Raw genomic sequence first — 19582 nt, 5'->3', positions numbered from 1 at the left:
GGCCGCTGAGGTTGCCAGAGGGCCAAATAAAATCTGAGCGGCGCCGGGCCTAATTGAACAGCAACGCCGGCGTGACCGCGAAGTTCTTGGCAATGGCCTTCACCGTGGCCGCATCCAGCGGCTCGTCAAACGCTTCGGCTCCGGCCGTGCCCGATACGCCGACGGTCAGCGTCTGCACGTTGAGCGCGGCGGGGCCTTGCAGCACATTGCTTTCGGCCGGGGAAGTGGCGGCGGGGCTGCCGGCATTGTAGGGGCCCACGGCGTTCGGGGCCCGGGTGCCTCCGTGCGGCAGGGGCGGCGTGGCCGGCGTTTCGTCGGGCGTAGTCCAACTTTTGGGCGCGGTGATGCTTTGCACGCCGCCGCGCCGCAGGGAGCGCACCCGCGCCGCGTGCCGGGCTTCGACGGAATGAATGTTGAGCGCCACTTCCAAAATGTCCTTCACCGCGTCCTGCGTGGTGCTGATGTTCAGGCTGGGCACGGCGCCTTTGTAGGCGCGCACGCCCGTGTCTTCCAGCATTTGGGCCAACGAGAAAAAGGCTGTTCTATCGGTAAACAAGCCCGTACCGGGCGCGCCCAGCCCGGGAAAAAGCACCGCCTGGGTCTGGCCCTGCGAGCCCGTGTAATCGAAGTCTTTGCGGGTGAGCGGAGAAACAGTATTGCCCAAGGCACTGCGCAAGGTGGTGATGTGCAGGTTCTCGTCGTTGCGAATGGTGGTGAGCGACCTGGACTCGTCCGAGCTCAGCATCAGCGCCGGCGAGTTCAGGGCCGTGTCGTAGAAATGATACTCCAGGTACTCAAGCTGCAACGCCAGGGTGAGGGCGTTGATAACCGCCGCGGGCAGCGTCGCCGTCTGGCCGTAGGCTTTGGTAAAAAGCGTGCTCAGCGCCACCGGCAAAGCCGCCGCCGAGAACTTCCGGCCAAAGCCCAGAAGGTGCCGGAACGTGGCCCGCCGCGAGTCGAACCGGGCGTACACTTCCGGGTCAGCCTGGGCAATGTCGTTGATGATTTGAAATAAGTCCATGAGGAAGCGAAATGGGTAGCCGCCGCCGGGCAGGTGCCAGCGGGCGCTATTTGATGTTAGCGGCGCTCAGCTTAGAGCCTTCGGCCAGGAAGGTATTGGCAATGGTGAGCACATCCTGGGGCCGCTTCGATTTTTCCAGGCCGTTATTGGTGGTATCCACCACATCGCTGGCCACGAAGGTGTTGGCCGTAATCAGCTCGCGGATGATGGCCGCGTGCCGGGCTTCTACCGACACGATTTTGCCGGCCAGCAGCAGGTTGTCGTTGCTGGTGATGTAGCGCCCGACGCCGTTGTAGGCGGCCACGCCCAGGTCCTCAAAGGCCCGGGCAGCGTTCAGCACGCCCAGCCGGCTGGCGCTTTCGGCGGTGGTGCGCTGCGAGAAGTCGATGTTGCTGAAATCGAAGTTCAGGTCCTTGATGGCATTGCTGCCCAACAGGTTCTTGAAGAGAGCAGCGTGGATGGCCTCGTGGTCGCGCAGGTCACTCAGAATTGCTTTTTCGGCCGCGCTGGCGCTGGCGAAGTAAGGCCCCGCCACCACCTGAGCGTAGAAAGCGGCTTCTAGCTGCTCCAGAGCATACGCGAAGTTGAGAATGCCCGGGTCGCCGGCGCCCACGTCGAGCCGGCTGGAGGGAGTAATTTCGTTCTTGTCTTTGGCGCAGCCGGCCAGCCAGAGGCCGCCGGCCGCCAGCCCCGCCCCCGAATAGCGCAGAAAACGGCGGCGGGCCAGCGGGCTGCTGTGGTCGGAAGCCGGGTTATCGGCGGAGTTCTCGGGCATTATGGAAGGAAAAGGCATAGACGGCGAACGGATGGGCAAAGGTCAACGCCCAACGGGCAGCGACCAATATATCTCCGGACAATTGTGCCCGGTGCTGCCGTTCCGCACCGCGTGGCGTATTTGCAGAGCCCGCAGGGTAACGAAGTAGCCGGGGCATTGGTTAAATCAGTATTGAGAATTAAGTAGCAGGTAGCAAGACAGTGGCATTCTGATAAACAAACCCTTATCCTAAGTCTTGCTACTTAATACTGAGTACTGACTACCCATTGCTGTAAAGATGTTCAAAAACCCCGACAAGACGCCCAAGCAGTACACGCCCGGCGAGGCCCTGCAAAAAATTGCCGCTTTCTGCGCCTACCAGGAGCGCACCCAGAAGGAAGTAGAGCAAAAGCTACGCTCCTACGGCCTCGACGAAGACGAAGCCGGCGAAATCATCATCCGCCTGAGCCGCGAGAAGCTGCTTGACGAGGAGCGGTTTGCCCAGGCCTTCGTGCGCGGGCACTACCGCCACAAGAAGTGGGGCCGTCGCCGCATCATCCAGGAGCTCAAGCGAAAAGGTATCAGCGAGTATTGCATAAAGTCGGGCATGAAAGAGATTGACGGCGAAGAATACTACCAGAACCTGGTGGAGGTAGCCGAGAAGAAAGACCGCCAAGAAAAGGAGAAAAACCCGCGCGTGCGCCGCATGAAAATCGCCCAGTACCTGACTGGGAAAGGCTACGAGCAGGACCTGATAAAAATAGCGCTGGACGAGCTGGGCAAGGTGCCGGAGGACGACGAGTAGCCAGCGCTAGTCGATGATGCGGACTTGGTAGGGCGGCAGGTGGTCCGAGATGCGGACGGCGCCGTCGAGCAGCACCATGTTGGGGTTGTGCAGATACGCCACGGCGTTGGCCACGAGGGGAATTTCCTGGTGGCAGTGCCCGCATTTGGGACCGGCGCCGGGGGTGAAGCGCCCGCCACACGGGCACTCCGGCAGCGTAGCGGCTATTTGCGCCAATAGCTTTGGAGTAGCCGCTGCTTCGTAAAGCAGCTTCTTATCGGCTTCGCGGTGGATGACGTTGGAACAGTCGGAGCAGAAAAAGTGGGGAAAGCATTCGCTCATGCCGCTGGAACGCCAGCCGGGCGTTAGCTGAGCGCAAGACGGGCACTGCAAGTTGCCGACCCATTGCAGGCTGCGGCTGTATTCAACGATTTTCATGGCTGCTACTGAAAAATTACTGCTTCGGTCCGGTCTTCGGCAACGTCATCTGCTGCCCGAGTATCACGCGGCGGCCGGTGAGGGTGCGCAGCATGGGCACGAGAATCTGCTCGGCGTTGCGCTGGGTTTCGGCCAGAATGCCCGACTGCAGGGCGGCGTTGCGCACCTGGGCTTCGGCGTATTTGTAGCCTTCGTCCACCAGCTCGGCATCTTTGAAAAAGCCGTTTTCGGTGTTGAAAACGCGGCTTTGATTGTGGTTAATCTGGAAGGAGCACAGCTCCGGCGGGGGTAATGACACGCGGACGATGGAATCGCCTTCGAGCACCACGTCCTGCGGTTTCAGCTTGCGCAGGTCGATGCAGCCCACGGCCTCGCCGCCCACCACCAGCGCCACCTTCGACTCGGGCAAAAACCGGTAGGTACGGCGCCGGTACTCCACCACGTCTTTGAAGCGGTAGCGCACCAGCTCCAGCCGGCCCAGCGCTTCCACCTGCGTGAGCACCGTGTTGTGCGTGACCGTGACGCGCGGTTCGGTGTCGGCCAGCGGATTGAGGCCGGCGAGCGTGGTGCCTACTTTTTTCCAGAGAAACCAGCCCAGCCCCACCAGAAACAGCAGCGGCAGGAGGCGGCGAACAAGTCGGATGAGATTCATATAGGGTAAGTACGGCCCCGGCACGGTCGCGTTGGGCGGGGCGGCGGGCTAGCTTTGCGGGCAATGCGCGTGTTTTCGTTTTTTCATTGGCTGGGCCGCCGCCTGGGGCCGCACCACCGGGCGCTGCTGGCGGGGCTGTGGGTGCTGGTGCAGCTGGTGTATTTGCGCAAGTTTCACGGCCCCCACTTTGCCAACGACAGCGGGCGCTACCTGGCCTACGCCGCCGGCATTGCCGAGCGGTTTTACTTCGAGCCCGGCCACAACCTGCGCTACGTGCTCTACCCACTTTTTCAGAGCCTGTGGCTCTGGCTGGGGTTGGGCTGGTGGGGCATTGTGGCTGGCCAAATGGCCGTGTCGGCCCTGGCCACGCGGGCCATATACCAAGGCACGCGGCGCCTGGCCCGGGGCCGCCGCGCCGCCGCCGTGCTGGCCACGTTCTTCTTCATCGCCTGGCCCGACATCCAGCAGTTCAACGTTTTCCTGCTCACCGAGTCGTTGTTTATCAGCCTGGTGGCCTTGTCGTTTGGGGCGTTCACGCGGCTGCGGGCGGCCGGGCCGCGCCAGTGGCTGGCCTTTGGGCTGCTGCTGCTGCTCACGGCCCTGGCCCGGCCCAATGGCTTCCTGGTGGCGCTGGTCGCCGCGCTGGCGGGCCTCGATTCCCTGCGCCGCTTGCCCAGCCGCCGGCCGTGGCGCGCGGCGCTACTGGGTCTGGTGCTGCTGGCGCCGCTGTTGTGGGCGGCCCTCAACCACCAGCTCGCCACCTACTACCTGATGGATACCTACCAGCGCGGCGAGCTGATTTTCCGCTCGCAGCTGTGGGCCGTGCATCAGGCCGCGCCCCTCAGCATGCCCCCGCCCGGCACCGGCCCGGCTATGCGCGTGGCCTACTTCGCCGCGCACAATCCACTGTACCTGAGCCGGCTGATGCTAGGCAAGCTATTTGTCTTCGTGAGCTACCTCAAGCCGCATTACTCGCTGGCGCACCGTGCGCTAGGCGTGCTGATACTGTGGCCCGCCTACTGGCTGGCAGCGCGGGGGGCGTGGCGGCGCGGAGCCGTCTGGCGGCCGGCGCGCATCTTTCTGGCGGCCATTTTTCTGCTCCAAACGGCCATCATCATGCTCACCGTCGATGACTGGGACGTGCGCTTCCTGGCGCCGGTACTGCCGGCCGTGTTCGTGCTGGCCGCGCTGGAGCTGGAGTTACGCTTTGGGAGGAATGAGGGATGAGGAGCAGAACGTCATGTCGAGCCTGCCGAAATATCTCGCGTGCCGAAGCAATCAAATCCGTTTTCACGATTGAGTTACTATGCCACGCGAGATGTCTCGGCAAGCTCGACATGACGTTCTGTTTTCATTCCTCATCTGCCCAAACTTCCAAACCGCTGCTGCCAGCCCGCCCAGGCCTGCTGCCCGCCGGTGTGAATGGCCACCACCGTGCTGCCCGGTGCGAAATGTCCCTGCTGAATCAAATCCAGCACGCCGAAAAGCATTTTACTGGTGTAGATGGGGTCCAGCAGCACCCCGTGCCGCTGCCGAAACTGCTGGATGAAGGCCAGCAAGTCAGCCGAATATTTCGCGTAGCCGCCGAAATGGTAATCGGTGTGCAGCGAATAATTGCGAAAGGTTTCACCAGTGTCCTGCTGCGTCAGCGCATCAACTTCTCCTCGCAGGAAACCGCCATTCTTCAGCGCGGCCACGCCGATGGCCTGTTCCGGGCCGCGCAAGCCAGTGAGCAGGCCGGCCAGCGTGCCACCCGTGCCCACCGCCACGGCCAGCGCATCAAACGCCGTTTCGGCCCGAATTTCACTCACCAGCTCGGCGCAGCCGGGCAGGACCAGGGCGTTAGTGCCGCCTTCGGGCAATACATACGCTGGCCCGAAGCGCATCTGCATTTCGGCCAAAAATTCGGGCTCGGCCCGGCGGCGGTAGCGGCTACGGTCGAGGTAGTGCAGGGCCATGCCATCGGCGGCGGCCTGGGTTAGCGTGGGGTTGAGCGCGGCGCCGGCCGGGGGCGCGTCGCCCCGCACCAGGCCAATGGTGCCAAAGCCCAGCAGCCGGCCCGCCGTGGCCACCGCCGCCAGGTGGTTGGAGTAGGCGCCGCCAAAGGTGAGCAGCGTGCGGTGGCCCTGCTCCTGCGCGGCCAATAAGTTGTATTTGAGCTTACGGGCCTTGTTGCCAGGCAGGTCGGGGTGCGCCAGGTCGTCGCGCCACAGCAGCAGCCGCACGCCCCGGGCGGCGGCAACGGGGTCGTTGATTTCCTGCAAAAGCTCGTTCATGCGCGGCTTTTCATGGTGTCAAAATAAAAAAGGCCGGGCTCATTTGCCCGGCCTTTTCAACAGGTACCAATGCGCGAAAGCCGTTAGGCAATGGGCGCTACGTCGGTCCGGTCGGCCGGGTCGGTTTTGCGGCGGGCCACGTACACGCCCGCGCCCACCAGCGCCAGCAGCAGCGCAATGCTGCTGGCCAGCGACACGGCATTGCCCACGGCGTAGGACTTGGGCTCAAACTTGAAGTCGATGGTGTGGGCGCCGGCGGGCACCTGCATGGCGCGCAACACGTAGTCGGCGCGGAAATGCGGGGCCGGCTTGCCGTCGATGTAGGCCTGCCAGCCGTCGGCATAATACACTTCCGAGAACACCACTACACCGGCGTGGGTGGCGTTGTAGCGGTATTTCAGCTCGTCGGGGCTGTAGTTGGTGAGGGCGATGGTGGAGCCGGCGGCTTCGAAAGAGGTGCTTTTCAGCTCCGGGAATTTGCTTACGTCCACGGCCGCTTCCACGCCGGGGTTCAGGGTGGTGAGGGCGGCCATTTCCTCGTCGGCCGTTTTCACGGGCCGGATGGTGCTCACAAACCAGGCGTTGCCCAGCGCGCCGGGGTTCAGAATCACCTGCTGCGGCTGCTTCTCGGAGGCCGGCGCAATGAGGTAGCGGGTGTTCAGCATGTTGAGCACCGGCGCCGCATCGGGCTTGCTTTGGGCGAAAATCTGCTGCATCTGCGGCGAAATCTGGCGCTCAATCAAATCCTGGTAGCGGCGCAGCTTGGCGCCGTGGTAGCCCCCGATGCTTTTGTGGAAGAACGAGGTCTGGGCTTCGTTGAAAGGGTTGCTCAGGTTGAGCACGCGGTAGCTCAGGTCGTTGTCGCGCAGAATCTGCTGGTCGGCCGGGGTGGGCTGGAATTCCTCAGCAATGGTTTCGCGCTGGAATTTATTCTCGCCGAGGTAGCGCTTGTCCACGCCCCACAGGTCGAGCAGCACCAGGGCCACCATCACCAGCGCGGCCGGCATCATCGCCAGCTTGCCTTTGAGGTAGAAGTACAGCACGCCCAGCGCCGCCCCGATAAAGAGCAGCCCGCGCCACACGTCGTTGCGGAGCAGGTCGGCGCGGTCGGCGCGCAGGGCGGCCAGCAGTTGCGGCGTGAAGCCCTGCTTGGTGAGGTCGCCATCAATAGGCGCCGCGAAATCGAACGAGAAGCTGGCCAGATACGCCAGTATGCAGATGCCCGCCGTGATGGCGCCTGCATACAGCACCTTGGGAAGCAGGGCCACTGCTTCAGGCGCCAAAACCGGCGCAGTACCCGGCAGCACCGGCGCGGCCGGCGCCACCATGGCGCGGGCCCGGAACACGCGGCTCAGGGCCAGCGCGCCTAGAATGGGAATGGCGAGCTGCGCGATGACGAGGGCCATGCTCACGGCCCGGAACTTGTTGTAGCCGGGCAGCAGGTCGAAAATCAGGTAGTTGAAGGTTTCAAAGTTCTTGCCCCAAGCTAGTAGAATCGACAGGATAGTACCGGCTAGCAGCCAATAGCGCGTGCGCTTCTCCACCACAAACAACCCCAGAATAAACAGGAAGCATACCACCGCGCCCATGTACACCGGGCCGGCCGTGTAGGTCTGCTGCCCCCAGTAGGTCGGCATCGAACCCAGATACTCTGTGGGCAGGCCAGCGCGGCCCAGGTTCGAGTCGGTGCTGAGCGGCATGGCGCTGGCGCCGCCGTAGAAGTTAGGAATCAGCAGGGTAATGGTTTCGCCCACGCCGTAGCTGTACTGGAAGGCGTAGTCGCGGTCGACGCCCGAGCCTTCGTCTTCGGTTTTGGGGGCGGGGGCCTCGCCGGGCGCCGCCGGGGCCGCCGTTTTCAGCTCGCTGGGGCCGCGGTTGCTGTATTTGCTGTACTCGGCCGTGGTGTAGAGACGGCCGAAGCTGACGCCCACCGCCAGCGCGGCACCCAGCCCGAGCAGCGCCGTGCGCTTCAGGAAATCGGGCAAGCGCCCACTACGCGCCGCCGATATCAGCTCGATAACGGCGAAAATAGCTACCAGCAGCAGCAGGTAGTAGGTGATTTGCAGGTGGTTGACGTGGATGTTCAGCGTGAGGGCCACGGCAAACAGCGCGGCGCCCAGCCACTTATCGCGCCGATACGTGACCAGAATGCCGCCCAGCACCAGCGGCGCGTAGGCCAAGGCCAGGCTCTTGGTGTTGTGGCCAGCGGCCAGAATGGCGAGGTTGTAGCTCGAAAAGCCGAGAGCCACGGCGCCCGCCACGGCCACCAGCGGCCGCACGCCCAGCGCCACCAGCAGAATGTAGCCGCAGAGCAGCGCCAGAAACAGATTGGCCACCACCGAGGGCAGCCCCAGCGTCAGCACCTTCTGCAGGTAGCCCGACCAGTCGCCCGGAAAGTGCAGGCTGACCAAGTAGGTGGGCATGCCCGAAAACATGGAATTGGTCCACAACGCCTCCTTGCCCATGGCCTTGGCGTACTGCTGGGCCTCGTGGGCGCCGCCCTGAAACTGGGTAATGTCGTGCTGGGCCAACGTCTTGCCATCGAACATGATGGGCGAGAAATACACACAGGCCAGCAGGGCGAAAAACATCACCGCCAGCACGTGCGGCAAGGCCCGCTGCCACCACGGCGCGGACGAAACAGAAGAAGCAGAAACAACAGCAGCCATCAGGGCAAATTAGAAGGAACACAAAAACGTGCCCGAAGGTACAGCAGAACCCCGCGAAGGTTCTAAACCTGGGAAAAGGCCAAATGAAAAACGGTCATGCTGGGCGCAGCCGAAGCATCTCTACACAGCAGTAAATCCTCTCGATTGGATTAGTTGCGCGGTAGAGATGCTTCGGCTGCGCTCAGCATGACCGATGTTATTGAACGCTATTTTTCTAGCGAACTGCGTCTACTTCACCTCCTCAAAATCAACATACTCGCCGCCTTTAAAATCGTGAGGCTTCTCGGTGGCCCGGGCCACGGGTGGCACGTAATCGACGCGCACTTGGCCGGGCGCGGGCGGTGGCCCCGGCTGCGCCTGCGGTGGCACTACGAAGCCGCCGTTGCGCATTTGCTTGCGCACGAAGCTGCCTAGCGCCAGCCGCAGCACGATGGGCAGCAGGTAGCGAACCGCGAAAAAAATCAGAATGAAAATGAGCCAGAATTTCATAGAATCCATCGGAGTGAGTGCCGTCACAAAAGTACGGTCGGCATGGGCTGACGAGTGAACGCCGCCTTTACTTCACGCCAACGCCAAGGCCGCGCCTAACGTTTCCGCAGCGCCCGGGCCAAGGCGCCCGCCACCAGCCCGCCGGCTGTGTACCAGGCCACCGTCATGGCCTGGGTTTGGGGTGTGCGGTTGCTGGGGCCTTCGCCCAGGCCCAGCGGGCCGGGCAGCACCACGCCGCCCACGCCGGCCGCCACGCCCAGCAGCAAGCCGCGATGCACGGCGTGCTTGCCACTTCCCACCAGCGTGTAGTAGAGGCCATTGCTGAGTATATCACCGGCCATGGTCAGGTTGAAGAGGGTGTCGCTGTCGGGTTGCGGGGCGTCGGCTTTGCCTAGCAGCTTGCGCAGGCCGCGCATGCCCAGCACGTCCATGCGGGGGGCGTCTTCGGGGCGAAGGCGGCGCACGGTTTCGTGGAGGGCGGTGAGGGCCAGGGCCCCGGCAAAGCCGGCGGCGAGGGAGGGCAGCAGTTTCATAAGCAGCGGATAGGGGTTGCTTTTCAAACGCGGCAGCCGGGACGGGGTTACTAAATTTTTCTGGCCCGACGGTTGCGCCACTTCCAGCGCTGTGCCTATCTTTGCAGCCCCTTCCAAAACCGTTGGCAGGAAACAAGCCGATTTAGCTCAGTTGGTAGAGCAGCTCATTCGTAATGAGCAGGTCGTTGGTTCGAGTCCAATAATCGGCTCAGATTATAGTAACCGGAGCACCCGGAAAACCGCTTCTCACGTCGTGAAGGCAGTTTTCCGGGTTTTTTGCGTCTGGGGGTCTCGGTTCTCCACGACGCGAATCATGGGGTTTCCTACGCGAGTAGCGATACCCATTACGCTACCTGGTTTATGACCACAAAATTCGTGCTTCGCGCCCAGAAGATGGACGCTGCCGGGCGATGCCCGGTGTATTTGATGGCCTACTTTGATGGCCTCCGCCTCGTTCATTCCACGGGCGAAAAGTGTAAACCGGCAGACTGGAACGCTGACCGGCAAAAATTCCGGGCCTCCTATCCGCTGGCAGAGGAAGCTAACATGCTGCTCACCCGACTAACCGCCGAGGCGCTGGCATGGTGGCGCAAGCTGCGGGCAGCAGGTGAAACCCCGACGCTGGAAGGGCTAAAAGCCGCACTGCGGCCAGCTCCCGCGCCGGAAGTGGCAGTTGTCAAACAGGAGTCGGTGACGGTTTGGTATGATGAGTACCGGCGGTCAATGAAGGCGCGCGGGTATGCGTTCGAAACGCTGCGCCACAATCTGGTTACCCGCAACTGGATGGCCTGCTTTGAGAAGTGGGCCGGGGTATTGCTGGACCCAACGACGTACAACATGGCGTTGCACGACCGGCTGATGGTGTATCTGCGCGAGGAAAGAAAGCTGGCTCCTAACTCGGTGGCAACGGCTATCAAGGACCTGAAAACGTTTCTGCGGTGGCTGCAGGATGAGCGGGGCGTAGCCGTAGGGATTGAAATAAGTAAGCTGGTGATAAAGTCGTTTGACACACCAAAGCTGTACCTGACGGCGGCAGAGCTGGACCGCATAGCCACGACCATGCTGCCGGCTAACCTAGTGCCCACGCGGGACATTTTTCTATTCTGCTGCTATACCGGGCTGCGGTATTCGGACGTGTCGGGCCTGCACCGGGGGCACCTGCACGAATGGGACGGGGGCCGGCTGCTCCGGTTGATGATGAGCAAGACGCGGGCCGGGGTGAGCATCTACCTCACGGCGGCGGCTTCGGCTATTCTGGACAAGTACAACGACCCGGAACGGCTCAAGCTGCTGCCGGTGCATCCGAATCAGGTGATGAACAAGTACCTGAAACGGGTGGCCAAGCTGGCGGGGCTGACGGGCGCGGCTGACCTGGTGAGCACGGAGAGCGGCGGCATCGTGCGGGCGGCGGTGCCCAAGTGTGAGCTCGTGACGATGCACACGGCCCGCCACACGTTTGCCACGCAAAGCCTGTTGCGCGGGATGCCGGTGGAGGTACTGCAGAAAGTGCTTGGGCATAAGAAGGTGCAAACCACCCTCATCTACGCCAAGATTATCGAGGACTTCCAGCACCAGACTATGCGCCGCATCTGGGACGGGCAAGCAGGGGAAACGGACAGCGCCGGAGCCCGGTCTAACCAGATTTGCGACGTAGCGCCGGCGGTTGCGTAAGCGTACGACGGGTAAGAACTGCCGCGCCCTCAAGCCCTAAAGGCTATTAGTGGGCGCGGCAGTAAGCTGCTACATTTGGCCGATACAATTCCTGTTTTATGTCGCCTGCCGATTACTCCAACAACCTGACCCTACGCCAATACACCGAACTGGTCGACGCTTTGAGCAATGCGCCCAACGTGCAACAGCTGGAGCGGTTAAGGGATTTACTCGGTCAGTTGATTAAACTCACTGCGCAGGAGGCGCTGCTTAGTTGGCAGCGGCATCTGCCACAGGAAATAACAGATGCGCGCGACCAGAGCCAAGCTTATCAGAACCACCAAGTCAGCATGGAGCTACAGCGCCATGTGCAAAGAATCGGCAACGATATCAGCCGGGAGTTTAAGCAAGAGGTGCTGGGTATTTTTGGCCCCCTGGGCGTAGAGAACGACAGCATCAGCCCAATCCTGCGACCGGGCCTACGAACAGACTTCGCCCCAGTGCGGCAACTATTTCTGGCTTATCCGGAAGGGGTAAAAGGCGAAGGCCAAGACTACACCCACTTGGCTATCTTCTTTGAACAACTGATAAGTTTGGTACCCAAGGAAATTGAGGTAGTAATTCTTGTAAAGACCCGGTTAATAGCCGATAAGGTACGGCGGCAGCAATTACGCGGCCGGTTCCGGTGCGTGGTATGCTCTGACCTGCAAAATATCTGGCTGCGCGATACTGTCGGATTCAATTGCGGCACCCGGCTACTTAAGCCCCGGTATTCCCCACTGGCTATTGGGGAGAGCATGGAGATGATGCACTCTTTGCTTGGAATGGATTTGGAGCACCTGCATTTGTGGTGGGAAGGCGGAAATCTGGTTACTAACGGAGATTTCGCTCTGGTAAGCACTGCGGTGCTTCAAGATAACCACACGATAGCACCGCAGGAAGTTGAACGCCAGGTAACGGAGGCATTGGATATGCCAGTGGAATGGGTAGAACTGCCCACAGCAGATAAGCTAAGCCACACTGATGGGTACGTTACATTCATCGGACCTAGACAGGCGCTGGTTAGCACTTACCCGGCTTCCTGGGCAACCAAATATCCCAAAGACCAAGAATGTGTGGACCTACTGGCCGAGCGACTACAGGGGATGGGTATTGAGGTCGAAAGGCTGTCGGAAAACCCGATTGATGAGCCCGCCAAGTCGCCAATAGATAGCACCGTAGGTATCTATGTCAATTTCCTGCAGTTGAATAAAACCTGGCTGGTACCCACCTATGGACTCGCAAGTGACGAAGCAGTAGTAGCGCAACTCCGTCGGTTAAACGTAGGCGGTGAAGTAAAAACTATTGAATGCACCGAGCTAGCCGAGTTGGGTGGCGTACTGCACTGCATCAGCTTCTGCAACTAAGAAGCTATAAATTCTCTAGCAGCCAGAAATGCAGATTGGGGCTAAACAGCTCGCAGTACTACTGCGGGCATACTTCATCCATACTGCAACTATGCTTTAGTTACGGTTCAGCGCGCGCGAAACTTCCTCCTCGGGAAGGTGGGTGAACTGGCAGAACTCGGTCACTGATACGTAGGCGCGGGCGGGCTTGTCGAAGTGCTTACGGATGCGTTGGAGCAGGACCTTGGCCGTGCTGTATTTGGTGCCGGTAAGCTGGGCTGCCTCCTTCGGGCAGATGCAGACCTGGGGCATAATGGGAGGGTTTTGGGTAAAAGTGGCAGGCTAAGATACAACCGCTAAAACCGGGCCGTAGGTTCGGCCCATGTTGTGCAAACGGATTATTTCGAGGGTTAGTGGGCTGGCGCTGGCGGGGGTGTTGGCGGGCGGCTGCATTGGCAGCCGGTCCGATGACTTTCCGGCTTCTTCGCTGACCGTGCGCGCCGCGGCTGCCGCTGAGGCGGCCCGGGTGGTGCGCGTCATCGACGGGGACACTTACATCGTGCTCTCGGGCTCCAGCTCTTACCGGTTGCGGCTGCTGGGCGTGGATGCGCCGGAGCATGACCAGGCGTTCGGGCTACAGGCAACGGATTCGGTGGCACGGCTGCTGGCTCCGGGGCGGGTGGTGTTGGTGGCGCGTGCCGGAATGGACCTGTACGGCCGGACGCTGGGGGCGGTGCTGCTGCCGGTGTCGACGGTGGCCGCGGCGGGACGCGCCGTGCCACTGGATTCGCTGCTGGTGGTGCGCGGGTGGGCCTGGGCTTACGACCCGAGCCGGACGGTGGCCGGGCGGGCGCAACAGCAAGTGGCCGCGCAGCGGGCCGGGCGCGGGCTGTGGAAATGCGGCGTGAGCCAAGCCATACCGCCCAAGCTGTGGCGGTCCTTCAATGCAGAAATCAAGCGGCGCTACCGGGTTGGCTGCACCTGGTAACAAAGCCGCGCAAGTGAAAGCAGCCGGGTTCTTTATCTCACTTTTTATTCCCCTTTTCTCATGGCCTCTCAAACTGGCATTCTGGGACTGCAAGGCACGGTAGGCGGCCTTGTGTTCTCTAAAAACGGCACCGTCCGTCAAAAACCCGCCTCCAACAAAGCGGCCTTCGCCGGCTCGGCCAGCATGGCCCGTACCCGCGAAAACGCGGCTGAATTTGGCTTGTCGGCCAAGTACAGCAAGTTGCTCCGCGACTCGCTGCGCGTGGCCATTTCGGCGGCCAGCGACAGCCGCGTGGCTTCGCGCCTCACGCAGAAGATGCGCGAGATTATTGGCCTCGACGACACCAACGACCGGGGCCAGCGCGTGTTCGACGCTTCGAACTCGGCTCCGCTGCTCGGCTTTAACTTCAACGCGGGGGCCGGCATCGGCCAGACCATGTACTTCCCCTACGAGGTGACGGGTGCCGGCGCTGATGTGACGATGAGCATTCCGGCGCTGAATCCGGCCACGGATGTGGCGGCTCCGCAGGGCGCTACGCACTTCGAGGTGGTGTTTGCGGCTTCGGAACTGGACATGGAGGCGCTGAACTACACCAACGGCGTGGTGGCGGCTCCGCTGGGCATTCTGCCGCTGAATGGCGCGCCGCTGGTGAATCAGACGGTGGTGGCCACCTTCCCGGCGGCTCCGGCCGCGGCCTCGCTAGTGGTGGGCGTGGTCGGCATCAACTTCTACCAGCAGATTAATGGCAAGTTCTACCCGCTGAACAACAACAGCACGAACCCCCTGGCCATTGAGTACGTGGCCTAAGCCGGCTGGCAATTAAGAATGAGGAATTAGGGACGAAGAATTGTGACTGGAATAACCAGCGCAACCATTGCTAATTCCTCATTCTTCATTTCTAATTCTTCATCTATAAACACTATGGCACTGACGGCCTATCAAACTCAATTTAAGCGGCGCATGAAGCGCGCTATTAAGCTCCGCGCCAAGGCCGATGCCAAGGCCCGGCGCTACTCGCAACTGCTGGCCGACTCCATTGGGGCGGCCGAGGACGCCGCCGCGCAGATGAATGCGCTGAACCAGCTCTACGACGTGGACGTGAGCACCTACACCCTGCTGACAAAGGCCCTGCACGATGGCGGTGTGAAAGGGGCGCTGGTGGATGAGCTGGCCCAGAGCACGCCCGGCGAGGAACTGGTTATCTTCAACCAAGTGCCGGACGGCAACGGTGGGCAGGCGCTGCCGGATAATGCGCTGTTCGGTGAGCTGGTGGCGGGTACGCCCATCATTCCGGCCTCGCCGTCGATGTAGCCATAACTAACAAGGCGCAGCTGCTTCCGGAGTAGCTGCGGCGGCTGAAACCTTGCCGACTGGCCGGTTCCTTTTATTGGGGGCCGGCCTTTTTTCTTGTCTGGTGGTCGCATTCCAGAGCTGCCAGAAAAGAAAAGCATTGTATTCTCAACAAACGTCACGCTTTGTCGCCAGCACCATTCATCTTTGCTTCCCTTCTACTCCCAAGGCTGCATTTTATGGATGTACTGGTACTTAAAAGAATGCTGAACCAGGTTTCAGCAATAGCACGGACGCAGCGAAAGATTACGCAATTGAGCGGCGAAAACTTCAACGTGTTTCGCATTCTGAAGCTGGAATCAAAAGAAGTACGGACCCACTCTGCTTTTCTGGGGGAGCTTCTTAATCCAGCTGGCAGCCATGGAATGAAGGACATCTTTCTAAAGCTCTTTATTGAGCAGATTGGATTTCCAGAATTCGATACGGACAGCGCTAAGTTGATAGTAGAAAAGTACATTGGCCAGATTGATGCCGATTACCTGCAGGGTGGGCGAATTGATATCTATTTGGAGTCGAAGGACCAATACCTGTTCATCGAGAATAAGATTTATGCCATCGACCAGCGCAACCAGCTCTTGCGCTACCACAAGCACAAACCCAAGGCCAAGCTGCTATACCTGACCTTGAAAGGTGACGAGTATGCAGCGGCGAATGATGATATGCAGGCAGGGAAGCATTACCATCAGCTCTCCTACCGCGACGACATCACGCAGTGGCTGGGCCGTTGCCATCAGGCTGCGGCGGCGCACCCTTTCGTGCGGGAAACCATCCTGCAATACAGCCATTTAATCAACGACCTCATCGGTAAGAACACCAGCGATTTCATGAAGGAAGAAACGAAACAAATGCTGCTGGGCGATTTTGCCAGCTTCGAAAGTGCTTGGTACTGCAAGCAGTTGGTGGAGGAGTTGGCGCAGGAAGTGCCTAAGCTGTTTTGGGAGCAATTTAATAGTGTATGGGCCGAAAAATTAGATGAAACAGTTTGTCATCTTGGCATTTACCCTATTAGCATATCTTATGAGAAGGACGATGCCCTTAGCGACATCTACTATTCATTTTCGATAGGGCCGTTGACGGATGGTGACAAAGTACCTCTTGAAACGTTGGACCTGTTTACTCAAAAAGCTACGGAGTCGAACCCCAGGCTAATAGTCAGCCACGCGGATGCGGTCTGGAGTTCCTTTCCAAATATTCGGAATCCTGATAAACCGAGCATGCTAGAGCTGTTTGATTTAGCTGATTCATCAAAGCGTACCGCGCTAATTGATTCGATGATTGAACAGGCTGTCAACGATGCTGCTTTACTCCGTGTGAGCATTGGTACTCTGAATTAGAATTACGTTACCGCCTGTTTCCTGATATGTTGAGTCAGGCGGCTTGTAGCTCGTCCTCGTGGTAGCAGTTCCACCGTTGTTAAGGTATCGAACGCTAATGCGCTGCATAAGCCCACCGGCGGGGTGGCGCTCCTTATGCCGGCCCCCTTTATGGGGGCCAGCCTTTTTGTATCAGCTCAGACTTGCTGGTCGTTTGACAGCTGAACAACGGTAACCATAGCATTTCGAAGCGCGACAGGCAATAGTTTATCGAGCTTTTCGGGGTGGCCCGCGTACTGGTTCAGCAATTTTATTAATGCCTCGTGCGCGGCTTTGACCAATACTTCCTGACTGCCGCCTTGCTTCTGGTACTGTAGCGCCAGGGAAATTACAAACCTTGCATTGCCGGCGAGTAGCGGCTGCAGCGCCTGCGCCTCGTCCGTCAGACTTGCAGCGTCCAGCCCGGCCCACAGGTTAAGCAGCTCAGCAACCTGCTCAGCGCGGGCGTTCGTTTCTTCCGGGGCTCCTGCCTGGGGGTTAATATTCAAGGTTAGTTTGCGCATGATGGCCTGAATATAGTGGCCCGAGGAAACCCTTTAGGCTTTCTTTCAACAAGCGACATTAATTGTCGTGGTACCAAAGCATCTTTGTGACAGCCGGCCACATCAAATACGGCTCACTGAGTCCCTATGTCATTAGCCGGAATGTTATCACAGGTTTCATCCCTGCGCCGAACGCAGCAGAAACTTGCGCTTCTGAGCGGAGAGAATTTTAACGTGTTCCGTATCCTGGGCCTGGAAAGCAGGGAGGTGCAGATGCACTCAGGATTTCTGGGCGAGTTGCTGAACCCGGCGGGTAGTCACGGTTTGAAAGACGCCTTTTTAAGGCTGTTTGTGGAAGCGATAAATCAGAAGCTACCACCGGAAGCGAAGAAGCCCCCCGAATTCAACACGGCGGCGGCCCATCTCGTGGTGGAACACGATATCGGCCGCATCACCGCTGACTACCTGCAAGGTGGGCGCATTGACTTGTATCTTGAATCCGGGGGCGAATACATCTTCATCGAAAACAAGATTTACGCCGGCGACCAACAAAACCAATTGGTCCGCTATAAGGCACATAGAAACCATGCCCGGCTGCTCTATTTGACCCTGGATGGCAAGGATGCGCCCGAATGGAGTAAAGGCGGTCTTACCAGCGACCAATACCAAATAATATCTTACAAAGAAGATGTTTCGAGTTGGCTGGAAAAGTGTCGGCAGGTAGCGGTTGCTTACCCATTGGTCAGAGAAACCATTGTCCAGTACCAACACCTGATAAACTACCTCACCGGCAACACGCCCAGCGATTTTATGAAAGAAGAAATGAAGCACCTGCTTCAGGGCAGCCAAGACAATTTTGTGAGTGCTGCGGCTTTGCAGTCTGTATTCGCTGAAACACGCCAAGAGTTCGTCAACTCGTTGACTGATAAATTCGAGGCGGAGTGGAAACGCCAGTTTAAACAGAATCTGTCACCCCTGCCAGAATATGAAATTTATTTCAGGCAGCAGTGGAACATCTACGGTTACCAAGTGGTGAAAGATGGCGAAGATGTTAATGTTCCCGATGAGGTCGCGTTGCAGCCATTGCTAGCGCTGGCTTTGGGCATTTCCAAAATCAAGCGTCAGAAATCCTGGGTTGGGTGGGATTCGTGGCTAGGATGGAAAGTGATGGATGTTTTGCACATCGATAGCCTGTCACCCGATGAGCTGTATGCAGCTGCCACAAATGACGAGGCCCGCAAACGGCTTTTTGCGGAGAAGATTCGTGAGGCAATGCCGTATTTCGAAGAGTTCAAAGCCCTGGCAGACAGCCTTAAAATTATCGCATAAAACAAAAGTGCCTCAACTGCTTAGCGGCACGTTGAGGCGCTTTTGTATTGGCAGCTTGCCGGCCAGCATTTCACGGCTGCAAGTCGGTTGGGACAGAACGCCGGCCGGAATCATCGAGGAAAAAGTTGTCGCCGATGGCGTGATTGGTCTGGAGCCATGCAAGTGCCGTGGCGGCGGTTTCGAAGGGGCCGTAGTTCAGTAGCACCTCGCTGCCAATGGCCGTTTCAAGGCGGGCATAATATTGGGCATCCTTAGCGCGGTAGATGTCGCAATGGCGGATGGCTGCGTAGGGTGACGGAGTGTTGCTCATCGGGTGATTTAGAAAGCTGGTGGCAAAAGTAAACGGTGCGCGGCGGGGCCGGAGTCAGGCATTAGAATGGCGGCTCCTCTCTCGGTGGGTAGCGCGGCAGTAGAAGCGCAGCATCAGCACTGCTGGCGGTTTCCGATGGTATCGGCTGGCCCTGGTGCCCTGGTCCCTCCCACCGGTGCGGCAGTTCGGTGGCTGCTGGTTGGTGAGGAGTGAGCGCGTGGCCAGACGTGGCGGTGGTTGTAGCGTGGTGTTCGAAATGCAGGCTGGCCAGCACGTCGGTGAAATGGGCCAGGGCACCGGCCTGGGTTTCGTGGGTAGTACTCTGCTGCACGGTGAAGCCGCGCTCGTCGGCAATTAGAACTAACTGCGTGCTCATGGGCTAGGCGGCAATGCGCGGGTATTGGCAGGGAGCTATGGCCGGCTCGATGGGCCGGGCCTGCTGAGCGCACAGTTTCAGCAGCCGCTCGTACTTTTTGCGGCCTTGCTCAATGAGGCCGGGAGCCGGCGTTACCTCAAACTGCCAGACCTCGAACGGGCTCTTTTTCTGTACGCCGATGATGATAAAGCGGGCCGCGCTCAGCACATCGGAGTATAGAGCGGCCTGGCGGTCGTAGTCGTACTGCTCGATGGTAGCGACGAAGTGGGCGTAGTCTTGGGCGCTCGTGGTTTTGAAGTCAACTATTACACGGCGGCCCGTTTTGGGACTGGTTATCATCAGGTCGGGGCGCACTTTCACGGTGAGGCCGGTGGCCTCGTGGGTGGCGGTGTGGCTCTGCTCGGCTTGGCCCCGGTAAAGCAGGTCGCGGCAGAAGCGCTGGCGGCGCACGGCGGCGGCCAAGTCCTCAATCTGGGCCCACGGGACGCGCTGGGTGGTACGCTGGTACTGGTCGGGTTCCAGTACCGCCGTGTGGAAGTGGCTGCCGAACGCCAGGGCCTGCGGGTTGGGCTGGCGGGTGATGCCGAGGGCGCGGTTTTTGGCTTCGGTCAGGTCGGTGTTTGACACGAAAGGCAGGGCGCGGTGGGCTTCCTGCGTCAGGCCAGCGTGGTGGTGATGGTTGGTGAACATGGGGCAATGAGGAATTGGGAATGAAGAATGAGG

The 19582-nt window shown here is 59.8% G+C and carries 22 protein-coding genes and 1 tRNA gene; 10 read left to right on the top strand and 13 right to left on the bottom strand.

Annotation, left to right across the window (positions count from 1 at the left end):
- Nucleotides 1-49: 49 nt before the first annotated feature.
- A complete protein-coding gene (locus tag Q5H92_RS20330; protein WP_305013391.1) occupies nt 50-1021 on the bottom strand; it encodes a ferritin-like domain-containing protein in 972 nt (323 codons plus the stop codon).
- A gap of 46 nt (nt 1022-1067) precedes the next feature.
- On the bottom strand, nt 1068-1796 hold the full coding sequence (locus tag Q5H92_RS20325; protein WP_305013390.1) for a ferritin-like domain-containing protein: 729 nt from the start codon (nt 1794-1796) through the stop codon (nt 1068-1070).
- A gap of 277 nt (nt 1797-2073) precedes the next feature.
- Between Q5H92_RS20325 and Q5H92_RS20320 the strand changes: the two genes are divergently transcribed.
- The gene (locus Q5H92_RS20320) at nt 2074-2580 is read left to right on the top strand and encodes a regulatory protein RecX (protein WP_305013389.1); all 507 of its coding nucleotides are present in this window, start codon (nt 2074-2076) and stop codon (nt 2578-2580) included.
- Between the two features lie 6 nt (nt 2581-2586).
- On the opposite strand, the gene Q5H92_RS20315 is transcribed toward Q5H92_RS20320, so the two are convergent.
- A complete protein-coding gene (locus Q5H92_RS20315; protein ID WP_305013388.1) occupies nt 2587-2997 on the bottom strand; it encodes a hypothetical protein in 411 nt (136 codons plus the stop codon).
- 16 nt (nt 2998-3013) lie between these two features.
- Nucleotides 3014-3649, bottom strand: a complete 636-nt coding sequence (locus Q5H92_RS20310; RefSeq protein WP_305013387.1) for a DUF4230 domain-containing protein — start codon at nt 3647-3649, stop codon at nt 3014-3016.
- Between the two features lie 63 nt (nt 3650-3712).
- Here Q5H92_RS20310 and Q5H92_RS20305 point away from each other — a divergent pair, with 63 nt between their 5' ends.
- A complete protein-coding gene (locus Q5H92_RS20305; protein WP_305013386.1) occupies nt 3713-4876 on the top strand; it encodes a hypothetical protein in 1164 nt (387 codons plus the stop codon).
- A gap of 131 nt (nt 4877-5007) precedes the next feature.
- Here the strand turns inward: Q5H92_RS20305 and Q5H92_RS20300 are convergent, their stop codons facing one another.
- The 4 genes from Q5H92_RS20300 to Q5H92_RS20285 all read right to left on the bottom strand — a co-directional run bounded on the left by Q5H92_RS20300 (nt 5008) and on the right by Q5H92_RS20285 (nt 9616).
- A complete protein-coding gene (locus Q5H92_RS20300) occupies nt 5008-5925 on the bottom strand; it encodes a 1-aminocyclopropane-1-carboxylate deaminase/D-cysteine desulfhydrase (RefSeq protein WP_305013385.1) in 918 nt (305 codons plus the stop codon).
- 83 nt (nt 5926-6008) lie between these two features.
- Entirely contained in the window at nt 6009-8594 is a 2586-nt protein-coding gene (locus Q5H92_RS20295) for a YfhO family protein (protein WP_305013384.1), read from the bottom strand.
- Nucleotides 8595-8822: 228 nt separating this feature from the next.
- Nucleotides 8823-9083, bottom strand: a complete 261-nt coding sequence (locus tag Q5H92_RS20290; RefSeq protein WP_305013383.1) for a DUF4834 domain-containing protein — start codon at nt 9081-9083, stop codon at nt 8823-8825.
- Between the two features lie 95 nt (nt 9084-9178).
- Nucleotides 9179-9616, bottom strand: a complete 438-nt coding sequence (locus Q5H92_RS20285; protein ID WP_305013382.1) for a hypothetical protein — start codon at nt 9614-9616, stop codon at nt 9179-9181.
- Nucleotides 9617-9752: 136 nt separating this feature from the next.
- Here Q5H92_RS20285 and Q5H92_RS20280 point away from each other — a divergent pair.
- The 3 genes from Q5H92_RS20280 to Q5H92_RS20270 all read left to right on the top strand — a co-directional run bounded on the left by Q5H92_RS20280 (nt 9753) and on the right by Q5H92_RS20270 (nt 12672).
- A tRNA-Thr gene (locus tag Q5H92_RS20280) sits at nt 9753-9825 on the top strand.
- 151 nt (nt 9826-9976) lie between these two features.
- Complete coding sequence (locus Q5H92_RS20275; RefSeq protein ID WP_305013381.1) at nt 9977-11287, top strand: site-specific integrase; 1311 nt, start codon at nt 9977-9979, stop codon at nt 11285-11287.
- Between the two features lie 98 nt (nt 11288-11385).
- Nucleotides 11386-12672 (top strand): agmatine deiminase family protein, encoded by a 1287-nt coding sequence (locus tag Q5H92_RS20270; RefSeq protein ID WP_305013380.1) that lies wholly within the window; start codon nt 11386-11388, stop codon nt 12670-12672.
- A gap of 96 nt (nt 12673-12768) precedes the next feature.
- Here Q5H92_RS20270 and Q5H92_RS20265 read toward each other — a convergent pair whose 3' ends face one another.
- Complete coding sequence (locus tag Q5H92_RS20265; protein ID WP_305013379.1) at nt 12769-12963, bottom strand: hypothetical protein; 195 nt, start codon at nt 12961-12963, stop codon at nt 12769-12771.
- Nucleotides 12964-13033: 70 nt separating this feature from the next.
- Here Q5H92_RS20265 and Q5H92_RS20260 point away from each other — a divergent pair, with 70 nt between their 5' ends.
- From Q5H92_RS20260 to Q5H92_RS20245, 4 genes are all read left to right on the top strand, one after another.
- Nucleotides 13034-13639 (top strand): thermonuclease family protein, encoded by a 606-nt coding sequence (locus Q5H92_RS20260; protein WP_305013378.1) that lies wholly within the window; start codon nt 13034-13036, stop codon nt 13637-13639.
- Nucleotides 13640-13699: 60 nt separating this feature from the next.
- Nucleotides 13700-14446, top strand: a complete 747-nt coding sequence (locus Q5H92_RS20255; RefSeq protein ID WP_305013377.1) for a hypothetical protein — start codon at nt 13700-13702, stop codon at nt 14444-14446.
- A gap of 153 nt (nt 14447-14599) precedes the next feature.
- Complete coding sequence (locus Q5H92_RS20250) at nt 14600-14950, top strand: hypothetical protein (RefSeq protein WP_305013376.1); 351 nt, start codon at nt 14600-14602, stop codon at nt 14948-14950.
- A 218-nt stretch (nt 14951-15168) separates the two neighbouring features.
- The gene (locus Q5H92_RS20245) at nt 15169-16323 is read left to right on the top strand and encodes a PDDEXK-like family protein (RefSeq protein ID WP_305013375.1); all 1155 of its coding nucleotides are present in this window, start codon (nt 15169-15171) and stop codon (nt 16321-16323) included.
- 176 nt (nt 16324-16499) lie between these two features.
- Here the strand turns inward: Q5H92_RS20245 and Q5H92_RS20240 are convergent, their stop codons facing one another.
- Nucleotides 16500-16865: a hypothetical protein gene (locus Q5H92_RS20240; protein ID WP_305013374.1), complete on the bottom strand. Its 366-nt coding sequence runs from the start codon at nt 16863-16865 to the stop codon at nt 16500-16502.
- A gap of 141 nt (nt 16866-17006) precedes the next feature.
- Between Q5H92_RS20240 and Q5H92_RS20235 the strand changes: the two genes are divergently transcribed.
- The gene (locus Q5H92_RS20235; protein WP_305013373.1) at nt 17007-18173 is read left to right on the top strand and encodes a PDDEXK-like family protein; all 1167 of its coding nucleotides are present in this window, start codon (nt 17007-17009) and stop codon (nt 18171-18173) included.
- A gap of 70 nt (nt 18174-18243) precedes the next feature.
- Here the strand turns inward: Q5H92_RS20235 and Q5H92_RS20230 are convergent, their stop codons facing one another.
- The 3 genes from Q5H92_RS20230 to Q5H92_RS20220 all read right to left on the bottom strand — a co-directional run bounded on the left by Q5H92_RS20230 (nt 18244) and on the right by Q5H92_RS20220 (nt 19549).
- Nucleotides 18244-18483 (bottom strand): hypothetical protein, encoded by a 240-nt coding sequence (locus tag Q5H92_RS20230; protein ID WP_305013372.1) that lies wholly within the window; start codon nt 18481-18483, stop codon nt 18244-18246.
- Nucleotides 18484-18544: 61 nt separating this feature from the next.
- Nucleotides 18545-18859 carry a hypothetical protein gene (locus tag Q5H92_RS20225; RefSeq protein ID WP_305013371.1) on the bottom strand — a complete coding sequence of 105 codons (315 nt, stop codon included), beginning with the start codon at nt 18857-18859 and terminating at the stop codon, nt 18545-18547.
- 3 nt (nt 18860-18862) lie between these two features.
- The gene (locus Q5H92_RS20220; RefSeq protein ID WP_305013370.1) at nt 18863-19549 is read right to left on the bottom strand and encodes a PD-(D/E)XK nuclease-like domain-containing protein; all 687 of its coding nucleotides are present in this window, start codon (nt 19547-19549) and stop codon (nt 18863-18865) included.
- Nucleotides 19550-19582: the final 33 nt, after the last annotated feature.

The organism is Hymenobacter mellowenesis, from assembly GCF_030581005.1.
GTDB classification, from domain to species: domain Bacteria; phylum Bacteroidota; class Bacteroidia; order Cytophagales; family Hymenobacteraceae; genus Hymenobacter; species Hymenobacter mellowenesis.
The sequence above is the reverse complement of the archived record's forward strand: the minus strand, read 5'-3'. Positions and strand labels throughout refer to the sequence as shown.

Excerpts from the sequence above, each read along its gene's own strand:
- Q5H92_RS20330 (WP_305013391.1), bottom strand. The coding sequence starts at position 1,021 with ATGGACTTATTTCAAATCATCAACGACATTGCCCAGGCTGACCCGGAA.
- Q5H92_RS20325 (WP_305013390.1), bottom strand. The coding sequence starts at position 1,796 with ATGCCCGAGAACTCCGCCGATAACCCGGCTTCCGACCACAGCAGCCCG.
- Q5H92_RS20320 (WP_305013389.1), top strand. The coding sequence starts at position 2,074 with ATGTTCAAAAACCCCGACAAGACGCCCAAGCAGTACACGCCCGGCGAG.
- Q5H92_RS20315 (WP_305013388.1), bottom strand. The coding sequence starts at position 2,997 with ATGAAAATCGTTGAATACAGCCGCAGCCTGCAATGGGTCGGCAACTTG.
- Q5H92_RS20310 (WP_305013387.1), bottom strand. The coding sequence starts at position 3,649 with ATGAATCTCATCCGACTTGTTCGCCGCCTCCTGCCGCTGCTGTTTCTG.
- Q5H92_RS20305 (WP_305013386.1), top strand. The coding sequence starts at position 3,713 with ATGCGCGTGTTTTCGTTTTTTCATTGGCTGGGCCGCCGCCTGGGGCCG.
- Q5H92_RS20300 (WP_305013385.1), bottom strand. The coding sequence starts at position 5,925 with ATGAACGAGCTTTTGCAGGAAATCAACGACCCCGTTGCCGCCGCCCGG.
- Q5H92_RS20295 (WP_305013384.1), bottom strand. The coding sequence starts at position 8,594 with ATGGCTGCTGTTGTTTCTGCTTCTTCTGTTTCGTCCGCGCCGTGGTGG.
- Q5H92_RS20290 (WP_305013383.1), bottom strand. The coding sequence starts at position 9,083 with ATGAAATTCTGGCTCATTTTCATTCTGATTTTTTTCGCGGTTCGCTAC.
- Q5H92_RS20285 (WP_305013382.1), bottom strand. The coding sequence starts at position 9,616 with ATGAAACTGCTGCCCTCCCTCGCCGCCGGCTTTGCCGGGGCCCTGGCC.
- Q5H92_RS20275 (WP_305013381.1), top strand. The coding sequence starts at position 9,977 with ATGACCACAAAATTCGTGCTTCGCGCCCAGAAGATGGACGCTGCCGGG.
- Q5H92_RS20270 (WP_305013380.1), top strand. The coding sequence starts at position 11,386 with ATGTCGCCTGCCGATTACTCCAACAACCTGACCCTACGCCAATACACC.
- Q5H92_RS20265 (WP_305013379.1), bottom strand. The coding sequence starts at position 12,963 with ATGCCCCAGGTCTGCATCTGCCCGAAGGAGGCAGCCCAGCTTACCGGC.
- Q5H92_RS20260 (WP_305013378.1), top strand. The coding sequence starts at position 13,034 with ATGTTGTGCAAACGGATTATTTCGAGGGTTAGTGGGCTGGCGCTGGCG.
- Q5H92_RS20255 (WP_305013377.1), top strand. The coding sequence starts at position 13,700 with ATGGCCTCTCAAACTGGCATTCTGGGACTGCAAGGCACGGTAGGCGGC.
- Q5H92_RS20250 (WP_305013376.1), top strand. The coding sequence starts at position 14,600 with ATGAAGCGCGCTATTAAGCTCCGCGCCAAGGCCGATGCCAAGGCCCGG.
- Q5H92_RS20245 (WP_305013375.1), top strand. The coding sequence starts at position 15,169 with ATGGATGTACTGGTACTTAAAAGAATGCTGAACCAGGTTTCAGCAATA.
- Q5H92_RS20240 (WP_305013374.1), bottom strand. The coding sequence starts at position 16,865 with ATGCGCAAACTAACCTTGAATATTAACCCCCAGGCAGGAGCCCCGGAA.
- Q5H92_RS20235 (WP_305013373.1), top strand. The coding sequence starts at position 17,007 with ATGTTATCACAGGTTTCATCCCTGCGCCGAACGCAGCAGAAACTTGCG.
- Q5H92_RS20230 (WP_305013372.1), bottom strand. The coding sequence starts at position 18,483 with ATGAGCAACACTCCGTCACCCTACGCAGCCATCCGCCATTGCGACATC.
- Q5H92_RS20225 (WP_305013371.1), bottom strand. The coding sequence starts at position 18,859 with ATGAGCACGCAGTTAGTTCTAATTGCCGACGAGCGCGGCTTCACCGTG.
- Q5H92_RS20220 (WP_305013370.1), bottom strand. The coding sequence starts at position 19,549 with ATGTTCACCAACCATCACCACCACGCTGGCCTGACGCAGGAAGCCCAC.